Source organism: Azospirillum melinis (assembly GCF_013340935.1).
Classification (GTDB): domain Bacteria; phylum Pseudomonadota; class Alphaproteobacteria; order Azospirillales; family Azospirillaceae; genus Azospirillum; species Azospirillum melinis.
Map to the genome: position 1 here is coordinate 1 of NZ_WHOS01000095.1, position 17,729 is coordinate 17,729.

Sequence of the window (17,729 nt, forward strand, 5' to 3'; positions counted from 1 at the left end):
TCCCGCCCCTCCCCCCGTCTTCCGCCGGAGACGGAGTGCGGTGTCGCGCCCGAGCTGATGGACTATCTGTTCGCCGAATCGCCGGAACCAACGTCAACGCCGGCCCCGGTGCCGGAACCGCCCCCCGCTGCCGCCCCCCAGCCCGGACGCGGCGTCGTCCGTCAGGTCGGCGACGTTCTGGTCGAATCGCGGCTGGCCGGCATGGGCGATGCCGACGTGCGCTCCACCCTGGCCCGCAAGCTGTGCCGGTTGCTGCCGGACCTGCCGCCGGGCGGAGCCGACACCGTCAGCACCGTCGCGACCCGCGCGCTGGAGCAGTTGGCCCGCGACCACATCGTCCGGGTGCGCGAGGCGCTGGCGACGGCGATCAAGGACATCGCCTGCGCCCCGCCCTCGGTCGTGGCGACGCTGGCGCGCGATGTCGAACGGACGGTGGCGGAGCCGGTGCTGCGCTGCTGTGCGGCGCTGGGCGACGAGGATCTGCTGGACATCGTCGCCGCGGCGCCGGCCGGCTGGGCGCTGTCGGCCATCGCCCGGCGCCACAGCATCGGCGCCGCCCTGTCCGACGCCATCGCCGGCAGCGGCCATGCCGAGGCGACCGGAATCCTGCTCGACAACAGTGGTGCGGTGATCGCCGAACCCACTCTGGAAGCGCTGGTGGAGCAATCGGCCCACCATCCCGACTGGCGGGAAAAGCTGGCCCGCCGCCCGGCCCTGCCCCGCCGGCTGGCGCTGCGGCTGGCCGATTTCGTCGATCTGGCGGTGGTCGAGGCGTTGCGCCGCCGCGGCGACCTCGACGACGCCACGGTGGCGGAGATCGCCGCGACCACCCGCCGCCGCATCGACTGGGCCGAGGCGCCCGACTCGGCCGAACCGCCGGAACGCCGCGCCGTCCGCCTGCACCGGCAGGGGAAGCTGGACGAAACCGCGCTCAGCGACGCGATGTCGTGGAACGAGACCGGCTTCGTGCGGGCGGCACTGACGCTGCGCGCCCGCGTGGCGCCGGAGGTGGTGGATCTGATCCTCGACGCCCACGACCCGCAGGCGGTCACAGCATTGGTCTGGCGCGCCGGCCTGTCGATGCGCTGCGCCATGCAGATCCAGGCGCGGGCCGCCGGCATCCACCCGCGCGCCATGCTGAACGCCCGGCAGGGCAGCGGCTTCCCGCTGTCCCCCGCCGAGATGGCCCGCCACCTGGAACGCTACGGCGTCGGGCCCTGACTGTTTTCAGCCTTACTGCACGCCGCCGCGCGGCATCGGCTGGCGCGGGGTGGCGCGGCCGGTGTGCGGGACCGGGGCGTCGGGCGACGGCTCCTTGTAGTAGGGGCCGCGGTCGGTCGGGCCTTCCATCGCCTCGGCCGGGGTGACGATCTGCTCGCCGGTGCCGGCGTCGAAGGCGATCAGCGCCTGCTGGCGCACCTTCAGACAGGCGTCGCGCTTGGCCGACGTCTCCGCCGACTGCGCCCCGTCCAGCGTCACCAGCGGCAGCACCCAGCTGGAGCGCTGGTTTTCGGGGATCGAGGTGTAGACGTAGTTGGTCAGCGTCTGGCAGTAGGCGACGCTGGGGGCCGCCACCGCGTCGGTGATCGGGGCGGCGGCCATGGCGGCGGTATAATCGCCGACCGTCTGGGCCTGGGCGGCACCGCCCCCCAGGACACCGGCCCCCATAACACCGGCGGCAAGCGCCAGCGACATGGTCAGACCGGGAATGAAACGGGCCACGAGCTTGGCCATCTGCGCTCTCCTTCGACCATCTTCGAACAAGGTAAGGACCGGACGCGAACCATACGTATAAAGCCGAACGCTCCGCCCTTTGGAAAGGATCATCGGGGGTGCGACGCAAAGCTGCAATGCTCCGCTTGCGGTCATGCTTGCCCTCCGCGACAAAACGCGCTACCTACGCTTCCGAAATCTCGGGGCGCTGGATCCCTAAGACGTTAGAATGACCAACGGTTCTAGTCTCCCGCTGAATGGGGGACGCTCAAACGTTTTAGGGAACGCTCCATGGCTCGCAAGAAGATTGCGCTCGTCGGTGCCGGCCAGATTGGCGGCACGCTGGCTCTGCTCGCCGCTCAGAAGGAACTGGGCGACGTCGTCCTGTTCGACATCGCCGAAGGCATGCCGGCCGGCAAGGCGCTGGATCTCGCCGAAACCTCCCCGGTCGAGGGCTTCAACGCCAGCCTGACCGGCGGCAACGACTACTCGGTCATCGAGGGTGCCGACGTCGTGATCGTCACCGCCGGCATCCCGCGCAAGCCGGGCATGAGCCGCGACGACCTGATCGGCATCAACAGCGGCGTCTGCAAGACCGTCGGCGAGGCCATCGGCAAGTACGCCCCGAACGCCTTCGTCATCGTCATCACCAACCCGCTCGACGTGATGGTGTGGGTGCTGCAGCAGGCGTCCGGCCTGCCGCCGGAGCGCGTGGTCGGCATGGCCGGCGTGCTCGACTCGGCCCGCTTCCGCTACTTCCTGGCCGAAGAGTTCAACGTCTCGGTCGAGGACGTCACCGCCTTCGTGCTGGGCGGCCACGGCGACACGATGGTCCCGCTGGTGCGCTACTCCACCGTCGCCGGCATCCCGCTGCCCGATCTGGTCAAGATGGGCTGGACCACGCAGGAGAAGCTGGACGCCATCGTTCAGCGTACCCGTGACGGCGGTGCCGAGATCGTCAAGCTGCTGAAGACCGGCTCGGCCTTCTACGCCCCGGCCGCCTCCGCCATCCAGATGGCCGAGTCCTACCTCAAGGACCAGAAGCGCGTCCTGCCGGTCGCCGCCCACCTGAGCGGCCAGTACGGCCAGGACGACCTCTACGTCGGCGTCCCGACGATCATCGGCGCCGGCGGCGTCGAGAAGATCATCGAGATCGAGCTGAACGACGAAGAGAAGGCGATGTTCCAGAACTCCGTCGACGCGGTGAAGACGCTGGTCGACGTCGTCAAGAAGCTGGACGCCGAGAAGTCCGCTTCCTAAAGAACGGATCGCGCGGTCTCCGGCGTCCACCCGGCCCATATCCGGGCCGGGTGGACGCCGGTGGTGCGCCCGTCTTGTCCTTCAGTCGACCCGTTCTCGTCAGCCGAAACAAAAAACAGATGGACGCCCGATGAACATCCATGAGTACCAGGCGAAAAGCCTGCTGAAGAAGTACGGCGTCGCGGTTCCCCGCGGCGGCGTTGCCTACACCCCGCAGGAGGCCGAGACGGTCGCCCGCGAGCTGGGCGGTCCGGTCTGGGTCGTGAAGTCCCAGATCCACGCCGGTGGCCGCGGCGCCGGCCGCTTCAAGAACAACCCCGAGGGCAAGGGCGGCGTCCGCGTCGTCAAGTCGATCGAGGAAGTCGGCAAGAACGCCGCCGAGATGCTGAACAGCGTCCTCGTGACCAAGCAGACCGGCGCGGAAGGCCGCGAGGTGAAGCGCCTCTACATCGAGGAAGGCGCCGACATCAAGCGCGAGCTGTACCTCGGCATGCTGATCGACCGCGCCACCGGCCGCGTGACGATCATGGCCTCGACCGAAGGCGGCATGGAGATCGAAGAGGTCGCCCATAACACGCCCGAGAAGATCATCAAGGTCGCGGTCGACCCGGCCACCGGCATCCAGGGCTACCACACCCGCAAGGTCGCCTTCGCGCTGGGCCTGGAAGGCAAGCAGGTCGGCGCCGCCGCCAAGTTCATCCAGGCCGCCTACAAGGCCTTCGTGGATCTGGACTGCGCCATCGTCGAAATCAACCCGCTGATCGTCACCGGTTCGGGCGACATCCTGGCGCTCGACGCCAAGATGAACTTCGACGACAACGCGCTGTTCCGCCACAAGGACGTGGAAGAGCTGCGCGACGAAGCCGAAGAGGATCCGTCGGAGATCGAGGCGGCCAAGCACAGCCTCAACTACGTCAAGCTCGACGGCAACATCGGCTGCATGGTCAACGGCGCCGGCCTGGCGATGGCCACCATGGACATCATCAAGCTCTATGGCGGCGAGCCGGCCAACTTCCTCGACGTCGGCGGCGGCGCCACGAAGGAGCGCGTCACCGCGGCCTTCAAGCTGATCCTGTCCGACAGCAACGTCGAAGGCATCCTGGTCAACATCTTCGGCGGCATCATGCGCTGCGACGTGATCGCCGAGGGCGTGGTCGCCGCGGCGCGCGAAGTGCACCTGCACGTTCCGCTGGTTGTGCGCCTGGAAGGCACCAACGTCGATCTGGGCAAGAAGATCCTGGCCGAATCCGGCCTGCCGATCCTCTCGGCCGACAACCTCGCCGATGCCGCCGAAAAGGTGGTCAAGGCCGTGAAGGAGGCCGCGTAACATGGCTGTTCTCGTCGATAAGAACACGAAGGTGATCTGCCAGGGCTTCACCGGAGCCCAGGGCACCTTCCACTCCGAGCAGGCCATCGCCTACGGCACCAAGATGGTCGGCGGCGTCACGCCCGGTAAGGGCGGGGCCAAGCACCTCGACCTGCCGATCTTCGACACCGTCGCCGAGGCGGTCGAGAAGACCGGCGCCAACGCCTCCGTGATCTACGTGCCGCCGCCGTTTGCGGCCGACGCGATCCTGGAAGCCATCGACGCCGAAATCCCGCTGGTGGTCTGCATCACCGAGGGCATCCCGGTGCTGGACATGGTCCGCGTCAAGCGCGCACTCAACGGCTCGGCCACCCGCCTGATCGGCCCGAACTGCCCCGGCATCATCACGCCGGACGAGTGCAAGATCGGCATCATGCCGGGCCACATCCACAAGCGCGGCAAGATCGGCATCGTGTCGCGCTCCGGCACGCTGACCTATGAGGCGGTGGCACAGACCACGGCGGCCGGCCTCGGCCAGACCACCTGCATCGGCATCGGCGGCGACCCGGTCAACGGCACCAACTTCGTCGACAGCCTGGAGCTGTTCGTGAAGGACCCGGAGACCGAGGGCATCATCATGATCGGCGAGATCGGCGGCGACGCCGAAGTCCGCGGCGCCGAGTTCATCAAGGCCTCGGGCACCAAGAAGCCGGTCGTCGGCTTCATCGCCGGCCGCACGGCTCCTCCGGGCCGCCGCATGGGCCATGCCGGTGCGGTGATCTCCGGCGGCAACGACACCGCCGACTTCAAGATCGACTTCATGAAGTCGGTCGGCATCGCCGTCGCCGACAGCCCCGCCAGCCTGGGCTCCACCATGCTGAAGGTGTTCAAGGGCTGATCCCCTGCGGGCGTCACGGCGACGTGACGTCCGCGGCTTCAGGCCTTTGAAAAGAGGACGCCTTTCGAAGAGGTTGACGGGCGGGACGCTGCGGTGCCCCGCCCGACGCCCCTTCGGCCTATCCTCTTGGACGGTTGGTCCTGGGAACCCATATGCAAGCGTCGGCGGTGCGTACGGCATCCCACCTCGCATCCCACCGGCTCCCTTCGCCGGTTCTTGCACATGGGTATCCATCGATCTCCCGCCCCCTTCATCACTCGCGATCATCTCCCACAGGGAATCGGGCTCACGGCCCGAGGTGAAACCATGTCGGCAAATCTGGAACAGACCTCGTTCCTCTTCGGCTCGAACGCCGGTTACGTCGCCGAACTCTACGCCAGCTACCTGTCCAACCCGGCCGCCGTCGATCCCAGCTGGAACAGCTTCTTCCAGGATCTGGACGAGGATTCGCGCGCCGTCCTGGACGAGCTGCGCGGCGCGTCCTGGACCGTGTCCGATCTGGAGGACCCCAAGGCCAAGCGCGACCCGGTCGCCGAAAGCTTCATCGTCAGCGTCCCCAACGGCGCCGGCAATGGCGTTGGCAACGGCGCCGCCGCGGCGATGAACGGCCCCGGCAACGGCGCCATGCTGTCCCACACCCAGCAGGTCTACGGCGGCATCAGCCCGCAGCAGCTGCGCGCCGCCACGCTGGACAGCATCCGCGCCCTGATGCTGATCCGCGTCTTCCGCGTCCGCGGCCACATGAACGCGCATTTCGACCCGCTGGGTCTGGAGAAGCGCGAGCCGCACCCGGAACTGGATCCGGCGACCTACGGCTTCGGCCCGGACGACCTCGACCGTCCGATCTTCCTGAACTACTCGCTCGGCCTGGAAACGGCGACGCTGCGCCAGATCCTCGACATCCTGCACAAGACCTATTGCGGGACGATCGGCGTCGAGTTCATGCACATCCAGGACCCGGAAGAGAAGGCCTGGATCCAGGAGCGCATCGAGGGCGGCCGCAACCACACCGACTTCACGGTGAACGGCAAGCGCGCCATCCTGGAGCGCCTGACCGCGGCCGAGGGCTTCGAGAAGTTCCTGCAGCTGAAATACACCGGCACCAAGCGCTTCGGCCTTGAGGGCGGCGAGTCGATGATCCCCGCGCTGGAGCAGATCCTGAAGCGCGGCGGCCAGCTCGGCCTCAAGGAAGCCGTCGTCGGCATGGCCCACCGCGGCCGTCTGAACATGCTGACCAACTTCATGGGCAAGCCCTTCTCCGCCGTCTTCTCGGAGTTCCAGGGCAACCCGTCGAGCCCCGAGGACGTCCAGGGCTCCGGCGACGTGAAGTACCATCTCGGCACCTCGTCGGACCGCGACTTCAACGGCAACATCGTCCACCTGTCGCTGACCGCCAACCCGTCCCACCTGGAATGGGTCAACCCGGTCGTGCTGGGCAAGGTGCGCGCCAAGCAGCAGCAGCGCCGCGACCTTGAGCGCGAGCAGGTGATGGGCGTGCTGATCCATGGCGACGCCGCCTTCGCCGGCCAGGGCATCGTGGCCGAGACGCTGGGCCTGTCGGAGCTGCGCGGCTACCGCACCGGCGGCACCATGCACTTCATCATCAACAACCAGATCGGCTTCACCACCAACCCGACCTATTCGCGGTCGGGCGTGTACTGCTCCGACATGGCCAAGATGGTGCAGGCGCCGATCTTCCACGTGAACGGCGACGATCCCGAAGCCGTCGTCCATGTCAGCCGCATCGCCATCGAGTTCCGCCAGAAGTTCAAGCGGGACGTCGTGATCGACATGGTCTGCTACCGCCGCCACGGCCACAACGAGGGCGACGAGCCGGGCTTCACCCAGCCGATCATGTACAAGAACATCCGCTCCCACGCGACCACGCGCGAGCTGTATGCCAAGCAGCTGGTGGCGGAGAACGTGATCACCCAGTCCGAGGGCGACCAGATCACCCAGGACTTCATGAAGAAGCTGGAGGCCGAGTTCGAGGCGTCCAGCACCTACAGGCCGAACAAGGCCGACTGGCTGGAAGGCAAGTGGGCCGGGCTGGAGGCGCAGGGCGCCAACACCGCCCACCGCGGCGAGACCGGCGTGGACATCGACACGCTGAAGCAGATCGGCTTCAAGCTCTGCGAGTACCCGAAGGACTTCGCGATCAACTCCAAGATCGCGCGCCAGCTGGAAGCCAAGAAGAAGACGCTGGAGACCGGCGAAGGCATCGACTGGGCGACCGCCGAGGCGCTGGCCTACGGCACGCTGGTCGCCGAGGGCACCGGCGTCCGCCTGTCGGGCCAGGATTCGGGCCGCGGCACCTTCTCGCACCGCCATGCGGTGATGTACGACCAGAACACCGAAGAGAAGTACGTCCCGCTCTGCCACGTCAGCCCGGACCAGGCGACCTTCGAGGTCCATGACAGCCCGCTGTCGGAAGCCGCCGTCGTCGGCTACGAGTACGGCTATTCGCTGGCCGAGCCGCACAATCTGGTGCTGTGGGAAGCGCAGTTCGGCGATTTCGCCAACACCGCGCAGACCATCATCGACCAGTTCATCTCGTCGGGCGAGTCCAAGTGGCTGCGCATGTCCGGCCTGGTGATGCTGCTGCCGCACGGCTACGAGGGCCAGGGTCCGGAACACTCGTCCGCCCGTCCGGAACGCTTCCTGCAGATGTGCGCCGAGGACAACTGGCAGATCTGCAACGTGACGACGCCGGCCAACCTGTTCCACGTCTTCCGCCGCCAGATCCGCCGCAGCTTCCGCAAGCCGCTGGTCCTGTTCACGCCGAAGTCGCTGCTGCGCCACAAGCTGTGCATCTCCGACCTGTCGGAGATGGGTCCGGGCAGCAGCTTCCACCGCGTGCTGGGCGAGACCGCCAACGATCTGGCCGCCAACGACAAGATCCGCCGCATCGTCGTCTGTTCCGGCAAGGTCTATTACGACCTGCTGCAGGAGCGCATGAGCCGCGGCATCAAGGACGTCGTCATCCTGCGCCTGGAACAGCTCTATCCGTTCCCGAAGGACGCGCTGGCGGCCGAGTTCGCCAAGTATCCGAACGCCGAGCTGGTCTGGTGCCAGGAGGAGCCGGAGAACCAGGGCGCCTGGTTCTTCGCCGACCGCCGCCTGGAAGCCGTGCTGAAGGACGTCGGCCACAAGGCCGGCCGCCCGTCCTACGTCGGTCGCCCGGCCACCGCCTCGCCGGCGACCGGCCTGCTGAAGCGCCACAACAAGGAGCAGGCCAAGCTCCTGGATGAAGCCCTGACGGTCCGCTGACCCTCTCGCCCAAGCGAACAAGAAGACGAACGAGGAATAAGAAATGGCTACCGAAATCAAGGTCCCCACGCTGGGTGAGTCCGTCTCCGAGGCGACGGTCGCCCGCTGGCTGAAGAAGGCCGGCGAGGCCGTCGCCATGGACGAGGCGCTGGTCGAGCTGGAGACCGACAAGGTCACGCTCGAGGTGAACGCCCCGGCCGCCGGCGTGCTGGCCGAGATCGTCGCCGCGGAAGGTGCGAACGTCGAGGTCGGCGCCCTGCTCGGCGTCCTGACCGAGGGCGCCGGCGCTGCCGCCGCCCCGGCCGCCGCCGCTCCGGCCGCTGCCCCGGCTCCCGCCGCCGCTCCGGCCCCGGCTGCCGCCCCGGCCGCCGCCGCCGCTCCGGGCAACCTGGCCGCCTCCGGCCCGGCCGCCCGCAAGCTGGCCGACGAGAAGGGCATCGACGGCTCGTCCATCGCCGGTTCGGGCAAGGACGGCCGCGTGACCAAGGGCGACGTGCTGGCTGCCCCGGCGGCTCCGGCTCCCGCCGCCAAGCCGGCCGCTCCGGCGCCGGCCCCGAAGGTCCAGTGGGCCGCCGGCACCCAGGGCGACCGTCCGCGGGCCGCTCAGGAAGAGCGCGTCCGCATGACCCGCCTGCGCCAGCGCATCGCCGAGCGCCTGAAGGAGGCCCAGAACAGCGCCGCCATGCTGACCACCTTCAACGAGGTGGACATGTCGGCGGCGATGGCTCTGCGTGCCGAGTACAAGGATTATTTCGAAAAGCGCCACAAGGTGCGGCTCGGCTTCATGTCCTTCTTCGTCAAGGCCGCCGTCCAGGCCCTGAAGGAGATCCCGGCCGTCAACGCCGAGATCGACGGCACCGACATCGTCTACAAGAACTACTATGACATCGGCGTCGCCGTCGGCACGCCGCAGGGTCTGGTGGTTCCGGTGGTGCGTGACGCCGACAAGCTGGACTTCGCCGGCGTCGAGGGCACCATCGCAGCACTCGGCAAGAAGGGCCGCGACGGCAAGCTGTCGATGGACGAGCTCACGGGGGGCACCTTCACCATCTCCAACGGTGGTGTCTACGGCTCGCTGATGTCGACCCCGATCATCAACCCGCCGCAGTCGGCCATTCTCGGCATGCACAAGACGATGGACCGTGCGGTCGTCGTCGGCGGCAAGATCGAGGTCCGCCCGATGATGTATCTGGCGCTGTCCTACGATCACCGCATCATCGACGGCAAGGAAGCGGTCACCTTCCTCGTCCGCATCAAGGAGCTGATCGAGGATCCGCGCCGCCTGCTGCTGGACGTCTGATCCGACATAACGGGCTTGACGAGGCAAGGGAGGGCTCCGCCCCTCCCTTGACCCACCCGCCGGGGGCAGTGCCCCTGGAACCCTGAAGGGGCGCCGCAAGGCGCCCTTTTTCTTTTTGCCGCCTCCCCCGAAAGGTTCGCGCAAACAACAGTTCGCGAAGCGCTCAAATCCTCTTGCCAGCGATATGGTATCTGGTATACCGTATCGATAATGTCAGTGCGACGGCGGTTTACGGGCCATCGCCGCACCGGCTCCCCCGGTGCCCAATCCAAGAGGGGGCGGGCACCAAGGAGATCGACATGGACGAGAGGACAGCAGCGGGTTCGCCCGCGGTTGTGGATTGCGAACAGCTGGTGGCGGTGATCGGCGATGCCGTCATCGTGTCCGATCCGGCCGGCGCCATCGCCCTGTGGAATGCGGCGGCGGAGCGGATGTTCGGCTTCACCGCCGACGAGGCGATGGGCAAGTCGCTCGACATCATCATTCCCGAACGCCAGCGCCAGCGTCATTGGGATGGCTACGAAAACACCATGGCCACCGGCGAGACCCGCTACGGCCATGACCTGCTTCGGGTTCCGGCGGTCCACAAGGACGGGCACAGCCTGTCGATCGCCTTCACCGTCGCGCTTTTGCGCGGGACCGACGGTGCGGTGACCGGGATCGTCGCCGTGGTGCGGGACGAAACCGCCCGCTGGACTGAAGAGCGGAAATTGCGCCGCCGCCTCACCGACCTCGAAGCCGCCGCCCAAGCCGGCGTCGCTGCGGCCGGCTGAGTGCGAGCGGACCCCGGGGAGCAGGCTCCGAAGATCGAATCGGGGCCGATCTCCGAAGATCGAATCCAACAGACAAACTGAAACAACGCGAAATAAGGGAGTGTTGCAGTCATGACCAAGCCGCTCGAAGGCATTAAGATCATCGACTTCACCCACGTGCAGGCCGGCCCCGCCTGCACCCAGCTTCTGGCCTGGTACGGCGCGGACGTCATCAAGGTCGAACGTCCGGGCGCCGGCGACGTCACCCGCAGCCAGCTGCGCGACATCCCGGATGCCGACGCGCTCTATTTCACCATGCTCAACAGCAACAAGCGCTCCCTGACGCTGGACACCAAGACGGCCGAGGGCAAGGAAGTCCTGACCCGTCTGATCAAGGAATCCGACGTGCTGGTCGAGAATTTCGGCCCCGGCGCGCTGGACCGCATGGGCTTCAGCTGGGACAAGATCAAGGAACTGAACCCCGGCATGATCGTCGCCTCGGTCAAGGGCTTCAGCGACGGCCACCATTACCAGGACCTGAAGGTCTATGAGAACGTCGCCCAGTGCGCCGGCGGTGCCGCGTCGACCACCGGTTTCTGGGATGGCCCGCCGACCGTGTCCGCCGCCGCTCTCGGCGACAGCAACACCGGCATGCACCTCGCCATCGGCATCCTGACGGCCCTGATGGCCCGCACCAAGACCGGCAAGGGCCAGAAGGTCGCCGTCTCGATGCAGGACAGCGTGCTGAACCTCTGCCGCGTCAAGCTGCGCGACCAGCAGCGCCTGGACCGCGTCGGCTACCTGGAGGAATACCCGCAGTACCCGCACGGCAAGTTCACCGACGTGGTTCCGCGCGGCGGCAATGCCGGCGGCGGCGGCCAGCCGGGCTGGGTGCTGAAGTGCAAGGGCTGGGAGACCGATCCCAACGCCTACATCTACTTCACCATCCAGGGCCATGCCTGGGCGCCGATCTGTAAGGCTCTGGGCCGCGAGGAGTGGATCGACGATCCGGCCTACAACACGGCTCTCGCCCGTCAGGACAAGATCTTCGACATCTTCGCGATCATCGAGGATTGGCTGAAGGACAAGACCAAGTTCGAGGCCGTCGACATCCTGCGCAAGTACGACATCCCGTGCGCGCCGGTGCTGTCGATGAAGGAGATCGCCAACGACCCGTCGCTGCGCGCCAGCGGCACCGTCGTCGAGGTCGACCACAAGCAGCGCGGCAAGTACCTGACCGTCGGCAGCCCGATCAAGTTCTCGGACATGACGGTCGAGGTCACCGGCTCGCCGCTGCTCGGCGAGCACACCGACGAGGTCCTGGCCCAGCTCGGCTACAACAAGGACCAGATCGCCGCCATGCACAGCGCCAAGGTGGTCTGAGGCCGATTGCCCCCCGGCACTCCCCTCTCCCTCCGGGGAGAGGGCTGGGGTGAAGGGGGCACCCGGCAGCCTTGCGGCAGATTTTTGTGACAGATTTGCGAAAACAAAAACGGCGCCCCATCCGGGCGCCGTTTCCTTTTTCCCAACCGTCCAGTCCGGTCAAATCTTCCGGCCGCGCTCCAGATCGTCCAGGATCTCGTCCGCCCGGCTGGTCAGGGTGTGGGCGAGCCGGTCGTAATGCCCGTTGCCGGTCATGCGGGCGCGCCGGGCGGCTTCCGCCCCCAGCTGGGCCAGTTCCTGCGCCATCTTCCGATAGTCCGGAACCATGGTCCACACCGCGTCCGCCGTAGCCACGTGCGGTATTGCGCCACGACGTTTCGGATGATCCTTCGAAGCCACAACCAACCCCACTCACCGGTGTCAGTGAAGGGTGCCATCCTGGCATGGCAAGGCGCCGGAACCAACTGACGCTTACGGCAGCACCAGCACAGCCTTTGGATGTGCGCGAACCCGCCCGAATCGGATAGGACGTCCCCCGGAACCGCTCAGCTGGTCAGTCGATCAGCAGGTCCAGCGTCGAGCGCACCACCTGCACGATCTCCCCACCCTGGGGCGAGATGGCCTGCCCGCGGGCATTCACGATGATCGACAGCTCATGCTCCGTCGTCGGGGCGAAGCGGGCGATCTCCTGCACCAGATCGTCGGCCAGGACGGCGTCGCGCGTCACCCCGGCCTGGGCGGCGGCCTTGTCGCGCCAGCCGTTCAGCGCCGCGGCGATGGCGGCCTCGATCTGCTGCGATTCCTCCTTGCGGCGGAGATCGGTGAACAGCACCAGCACGCGCCACGCCCCGTCGGCATAGGCGGTTTCGATGCGCTGGACCTCGACCGTCCGCAGGAAGCTGGACAGCTGCGCCTGCGCCTCTTCGGCGGCGGCGTCGGGAATGCTGAAGGTGCGGATCTCGGTGCTCATCGCCCAATCCTGTTGTAAGGGGCCAACCCTGCGGCAAGGCCGTCCTCCATGGTCGGAGCCTACACACAAACGGCGCGTTCGGCAAACCGGGACCCTGCGGCGGAGGTGTTCCGGGACCTTGGGGATACCCCCAATTACCGCGTGTCGATTCACCTCCCCCGCGCGTTGTGGGAGTAGCCGCAGCACGCCCGGAGACGCCCGATGTCCCATCTCGACCCGCAGGAGCCCCAACCGGACCAGCACTCCGTTTCCCCCCATGCCGGGGAAGCCGCCGCCACGGAGATGCCGCGGCGCGGCAGGCGGCGCTGGGGATTGCTGGGGACGGTACTGATTGCGCCGCTGGTGCTGGCCGCGCTGGCGGCGCTGGGGGTGCTGTGGACCGGGTCCATGCTCTACGACCAGCCCTTCGCCTGGTACAATCTGAACCGCATCAACACGGTGGCCGAGCGGGCCGCCCGCCTCCCCAATTCGGTGATGGTGGTGGCGCTGGGCGACACCGCCCTGCGCGACGCCACGCTGGACGAACGCGGCATGGCGAAGGTCGCGGCCGAGCGTGGCGTGCCCAATCTGGAATTCCTGCGCATCGTCCACCGGCAGGCCCAGTTCGCCGATTTCGAGCCGCTGCTCGACCGGCTGATCGCCGTCAAGCCGACGCTGATCCTGATCGACCGCAACCTGCTGACCGCCAGCCGCGGCCCGGTGGACGAGTTGCAGCGCTACGGCAACGGCCTGATGCGCCTCTATCGCGGCCAGACCTATGTGCAGGATCAGGTGGCCCTGCAATACCGGCGCGGCTGCGGCCCGACGCCGTCGGCCTGGCTGACCGGCGGGGCGCCCGGGGCCGTCGCCGGTTCCACCGCCACCGAGCGGCAGGTCCGCGCCTTCATCGACCGCGCCTGGGCCGCCGGCATCCGCGTCGCCCTGATCGAGGTGCACAGCCGCCCGGCCCGGCAGGCGCCCAGCCTGATCTCCAGCGCCTCGGCCGCCGAACCGTCAGCCCAGCCGTCAATCCAGCCGGCCGCCCAGCCGGCCGCCGCCTCGCTGCCCTTGTGGAACTACGGCACCGCCGCCGTGGAGCCTGAGGACTACGAGGACGCTCCCCCCACCGCCGCCTGCGATCAGGCCAGCGCCACCGGCCGCAACGCCTTCTCGGTCTGGCTGACCGGCGGCATCGCCGGGGCGCTGCGCGGTGCCCAGCCCGACCGCATGCCCGGCCGCGCCCCGGTGACGGAGGCCGCCTCCCTGCCGTAATGACGCCCCCAAAATGACGCAGTGCAAACGTCGCCGTTCTTTCCGCCTTCCGGTTAAACCACTTTTTGTTTATGGTTTTGCCGTCGGGCGAGTCGCAACAGGAGACGGATGCATGGCTTCCATCATGATCAAGAAGGCTGGCGAAGGGCTGGTCTCGCAGGCCCACCGCAGCGCCGACGTCGGCCCGACCAGCGGCAGCTCGGTCGTCTATGAAATCCAGAACGTGCCGGGCGGCGTCAGCGTCGACGACGTGATCGCCGCCTTCAAGACCTACCAGCCGGCCGACAAGGTGTACGAGATCGACTGGTCCGCTTTGTCAAAGTAACCAGGGGAGGGGGCAACCAGCGCCCCCTTCCTCACTCCCAAAGCTTACCCCTGCGCTTGCCCCTGCAAGGCCGGATAGCGCTTGGCCCACACCTCCAGCTGGGCGACATGCTCGGCCTCTTCGGCGGCGAACTCCTCGGCCATCATGCGGACCTCGGCATCGGTGGTGGTCTTCGCCACCTCGGCGTAGAAGGCCTGCCCGCGCCGCTCGCTGTCGAGCGCCAGCTCCAGCGCGTATTCCACCGTCATCAGATAGTGCGAGCCTTCCATCGAGGCCGCTTCCGGGCTGTCGCCGTCCGGCCACTGGAAGTCTTCCGGCGCCAGATCGGGGATCTTGCGGAAGCCCGACCGTCCCCGCGCCTCGGCCAGATGCAGGCGCGAGAATTTCGCCATCTGGCCGAAGAAGGCCGCGACCTCCTGGTTGCCATAGGTCTTCATCGCCTCCGACAGATCAGAGAAGCGGTTGGCGGCGTCCTCCTCCAGCGCACAGGCGTGGGCGAGGAACAGGGCGGCGTCGTGGATATCGGTCATGGGTCCCTTTGAGGTACGAAAAAGCCCGACGACAACAAAACCATACATTTTTTGCGGCCATCGGTCGCGACCGCTCTCCCGCTCTCCCGCCCCTGCGACCTTTTGGCGCGTGCCTCGCCCTCCTAAGCCCGAAAACCATTGCCTTTCGCTCCGGTTCGCGGCAGCAGACTCCCCCATGAGCAAGCCCGCCTTCCCCGCCCTTCCCATCGATCCCGTCCTGCCCGCCCTCCTGGAGGCGTTGGACAGCCGCGGCACTGCTGTGCTGCAAGCCCCGCCCGGCGCCGGCAAGACCACCCGCGTGCCGCTGGCCCTGCTGGAGGCCGCTTGGGCAAAGGGCCGCAAGATCCTGGTGCTGGAGCCGCGGCGTCTCGCCGCCCGCGCCGCCGCCCGCCGGATGGCGTCGATGCTGGGGGAGGCGGTGGGCGAGACCGTCGGCTACCGCGTGCGCCTCGACACCAAGGTCGGCCCGAAGACCCGGATCGAGGTGGTGACCGACGGCCTGTTCCTGCGCCAGCTTCAGGAAGACCCGGAGCTTCCCGCCGTCGGCGCCGTCCTGTTCGACGAGTTCCACGAGCGCGGCATCGACAGCGACCTCGCCCTTGCCCTGGTGCAGGAGGCGCGCGGCGCGCTGCGCGACGATTTGCGCCTCGTCGTGATGTCGGCGACGCTGGACGCCGCCCCGGTCTCCACCCTGCTGGCCGATGGGCAAGGTCCGGCCCCGATGGTGACCAGCGAGGGCCGCGCCTACCCGGTCGAGACCCGCCACCTCGACGCGCCAAGCCAGGGCACCCGCATCGAGGATGCCGTGGCCGCCGCCGTCCGCCGCGCGCTCCGCGAGGAGCCCGGCAACGCCCTGGTCTTCCTGCCCGGCGTCGGCGAGATCCGCCGCGTCCAGTCGCTGCTCGACCAGTCCGACCTGGGGCCGAACACCGTCATCGCCCCGCTCTATGGCGACCTGTCGGCCGAGGCGCAGGACCGCGCCATCGGCCCCACCCCGCCCGGCCAGCGCAAGATCGTGCTGGCGACCTCCATCGCCGAGACCAGCCTGACCATCGAGGGCATCCGCATCGTGGTCGACAGCGGGCTGATGCGGGTTCCGCGCTTCGACCCGCGCGGCGGCATGACCCGTCTGGCGACGGTGAAGGTCAGCCAGGCCTCGGCCGAGCAGCGCCGCGGCCGCGCCGGCCGTCTGGAGCCCGGCGTCTGCTACCGCCTGTGGCCGGAGGCGACGCACAAGGCGCTGGCCCCCTTCACCACGCCGGAGATCGCCGACGCCGACCTCGCCCCGCTGGCGCTGGAGCTTGCGGTGTGGGGAGTTTCCGACCCCGCCAGCCTGTCCTGGCTCGACCAGCCGCCGGCCGCGGCAATGGCCCAGGCGCGCGAGCTGCTGACCGGCCTCGGCGCACTCGACAAATCGGGAGCCATCACCCCGCATGGCCGCCGCATGGCCGGCTTCGGCGTGCATCCGCGTCTGGCCCACATGATGCTGGCCGGCAAGGCGATGGGCCAGGGCGCGCTCGCCTGTCTGGTCGCGGCCCTTCTGGGCGAGCGCGACATCGTCCGCAGCCAGCCCGGTTTCCGCGACGCCGACCTGCGCCTGCGCGTCGACCTGCTGCGCGGCGAGGAGCGCGGCGGCCAGGGCGCGGCGCGCGGCCTCAGCGTCGACCGCGGCGGGGCGCAGCATGCGGTGAAGCAGGCCCGGCAATGGCGCCGCCAGCTCGGCGTGCGCGACGACGACGCGATGGATTCCAACGCCGTCGGCATCCTGCTGGCGCTGGCCTATCCCGACCGCATCGGCCAGCGCCGCCCCGGCGGCCAGCCCGGCGGCGTGGCGGCGCAGTACCGCCTGTCGGGCGGGCGCGGCGCCTATTTCCAGCAGGCCGAGCCGCTGTCGGCCGAGGAGTGGCTTGCCATCGCCGACCTCGACGGCGCCGCCCGCGAATCGCGCATCTTCCTGGCCGCCCCGGTGACGCTGGCCGATCTGGAGGAGAGCTTCGCCGACGACATCCGCACGGAGACCATCGTCGCTTGGGACGCGCGCGAGCAGACGGTGCTGGCGCGGCGGCGGCGGATGCTGTTCGCCCTGATCCTGAAGGACGAGAAGCTGGCCAAGCCGCCTGCCGACGCGATGGTTGCCGCGATGATCGAGGGCATCCGCGCGCTCGGCCCCGCCTGCCTGCCCTGGACCGACGAGCTGCGCAAATGGCGCACCCGCGTGATGTTCCTGCGCAACCGCGAGGGCGACGCCCACGACTGGCCCGACCTGTCCGACGACGCCCTGATGGACGGTTTGGAAGACTGGCTGGCCCCCTTCCTCGACGGCGTGTCGCGCCGCGCCCATCTGGAGCGCATCGACCTGTCGAGCGCCTTGCGCGCCCTGCTGCCCTGGGAGTTGAAGACCCGCCTGGACGCCGAGGCCCCGACCCATGTCGAGGTGCCGAGCGGCTCCCGCATCCCCATCGACTATGACGGCGAGGAGCCGGTGCTGGCGGTGCGGTTGCAGGAGATGTTCGGTCTGGCCGAGACCCCACGCATCGCCGGCGGCCGGGTGCCCTTGCTGCTGCACCTGCTGTCCCCCGCCCGCCGCCCGGTCCAAGTCACCCGCGACCTCGCGAGCTTCTGGGCCAACGCCTACAAGGCGGTGAAGGCGGATTTGAAGGGCCAGTACCCGAAACACTACTGGCCCGACAACCCGCTGGAGGCGGAACCGACCGCGCGGGCGAAGCCGAGGGGGCGGTAACGGCCCACCCCGCACCGAAACACCCCCAATC

The 17,729-nt window shown here is 68.4% G+C and carries 15 protein-coding genes; 11 read left to right on the forward strand and 4 right to left on the reverse strand.

The features are described 5' to 3' along the window. On the forward strand, positions 1 to 1,221 hold a 1,221-nt coding region (locus tag GBZ48_RS34010; protein WP_246307656.1), incomplete at its 5' end, for a DUF2336 domain-containing protein. Positions 1,222 to 1,233: 12 nt separating this feature from the next. Here GBZ48_RS34010 and GBZ48_RS34015 read toward each other — a convergent pair. Beyond that, positions 1,234 to 1,734, reverse strand: coding sequence for a hypothetical protein (locus tag GBZ48_RS34015; RefSeq protein WP_174475076.1), 501 nt, complete (start codon positions 1,732 to 1,734; stop codon positions 1,234 to 1,236). A 270-nt stretch (positions 1,735 to 2,004) separates the two neighbouring features. On the opposite strand from GBZ48_RS34015, the gene mdh reads away from it, so the two are divergent. The 7 genes from mdh to frc all read left to right on the forward strand — a co-directional run bounded on the left by mdh (position 2,005) and on the right by frc (position 11,882). Further along, the gene (gene mdh, locus GBZ48_RS34020; protein ID WP_109449684.1) at positions 2,005 to 2,973 is read left to right on the forward strand and encodes a malate dehydrogenase; all 969 of its coding nucleotides are present in this window, start codon (positions 2,005 to 2,007) and stop codon (positions 2,971 to 2,973) included. A 130-nt stretch (positions 2,974 to 3,103) separates the two neighbouring features. After that, positions 3,104 to 4,300, forward strand: coding sequence for an ADP-forming succinate--CoA ligase subunit beta (gene sucC / locus GBZ48_RS34025; RefSeq protein WP_174475077.1), 1,197 nt, complete (start codon positions 3,104 to 3,106; stop codon positions 4,298 to 4,300). A 1-nt stretch (position 4,301) separates the two neighbouring features. Further along, a complete protein-coding gene (gene sucD, locus GBZ48_RS34030; protein WP_174475078.1) occupies positions 4,302 to 5,177 on the forward strand; it encodes a succinate--CoA ligase subunit alpha in 876 nt (291 codons plus the stop codon). A gap of 306 nt (positions 5,178 to 5,483) precedes the next feature. Beyond that, positions 5,484 to 8,447, forward strand: coding sequence for a 2-oxoglutarate dehydrogenase E1 component (locus GBZ48_RS34035; RefSeq protein ID WP_174475079.1), 2,964 nt, complete (start codon positions 5,484 to 5,486; stop codon positions 8,445 to 8,447). Positions 8,448 to 8,490: 43 nt separating this feature from the next. Next, a complete protein-coding gene (gene odhB / locus GBZ48_RS34040) occupies positions 8,491 to 9,747 on the forward strand; it encodes a 2-oxoglutarate dehydrogenase complex dihydrolipoyllysine-residue succinyltransferase (protein WP_174475080.1) in 1,257 nt (418 codons plus the stop codon). A gap of 299 nt (positions 9,748 to 10,046) precedes the next feature. Beyond that, positions 10,047 to 10,520 carry a PAS domain-containing protein gene (locus GBZ48_RS34045; protein ID WP_174475081.1) on the forward strand — a complete coding sequence of 158 codons (474 nt, stop codon included), beginning with the start codon at positions 10,047 to 10,049 and terminating at the stop codon, positions 10,518 to 10,520. A gap of 111 nt (positions 10,521 to 10,631) precedes the next feature. Continuing rightward, complete coding sequence (gene frc / locus GBZ48_RS34050) at positions 10,632 to 11,882, forward strand: formyl-CoA transferase (protein WP_174475082.1); 1,251 nt, start codon at positions 10,632 to 10,634, stop codon at positions 11,880 to 11,882. Between the two features lie 159 nt (positions 11,883 to 12,041). On the opposite strand, the gene GBZ48_RS34055 is transcribed toward frc, so the two are convergent. Together GBZ48_RS34055 and GBZ48_RS34060 are read right to left on the reverse strand one after the other, a co-directional pair. Next, positions 12,042 to 12,236: a hypothetical protein gene (locus tag GBZ48_RS34055; RefSeq protein WP_174475074.1), complete on the reverse strand. Its 195-nt coding sequence runs from the start codon at positions 12,234 to 12,236 to the stop codon at positions 12,042 to 12,044. A 199-nt stretch (positions 12,237 to 12,435) separates the two neighbouring features. Continuing rightward, the gene (locus GBZ48_RS34060; RefSeq protein WP_174475083.1) at positions 12,436 to 12,852 is read right to left on the reverse strand and encodes an HRDC domain-containing protein; all 417 of its coding nucleotides are present in this window, start codon (positions 12,850 to 12,852) and stop codon (positions 12,436 to 12,438) included. Positions 12,853 to 13,053: 201 nt separating this feature from the next. On the opposite strand from GBZ48_RS34060, the gene GBZ48_RS34065 reads away from it, so the two are divergent. Together GBZ48_RS34065 and GBZ48_RS34070 are read left to right on the forward strand one after the other, a co-directional pair. Continuing rightward, positions 13,054 to 14,103: a hypothetical protein gene (locus GBZ48_RS34065; RefSeq protein ID WP_174475084.1), complete on the forward strand. Its 1,050-nt coding sequence runs from the start codon at positions 13,054 to 13,056 to the stop codon at positions 14,101 to 14,103. Between the two features lie 112 nt (positions 14,104 to 14,215). After that, a complete protein-coding gene (locus GBZ48_RS34070) occupies positions 14,216 to 14,428 on the forward strand; it encodes a hypothetical protein (RefSeq protein WP_174475085.1) in 213 nt (70 codons plus the stop codon). A gap of 44 nt (positions 14,429 to 14,472) precedes the next feature. Here the strand turns inward: GBZ48_RS34070 and GBZ48_RS34075 are convergent, their stop codons facing one another. Further along, positions 14,473 to 14,958, reverse strand: coding sequence for a ferritin-like domain-containing protein (locus GBZ48_RS34075; protein ID WP_174475086.1), 486 nt, complete (start codon positions 14,956 to 14,958; stop codon positions 14,473 to 14,475). Positions 14,959 to 15,133: 175 nt separating this feature from the next. Between GBZ48_RS34075 and hrpB the strand changes: the two genes are divergently transcribed. Further along, the gene (gene hrpB / locus GBZ48_RS34080) at positions 15,134 to 17,698 is read left to right on the forward strand and encodes an ATP-dependent helicase HrpB (RefSeq protein ID WP_174475087.1); all 2,565 of its coding nucleotides are present in this window, start codon (positions 15,134 to 15,136) and stop codon (positions 17,696 to 17,698) included. The last annotated feature ends 31 nt before the right edge of the window (positions 17,699 to 17,729 follow it).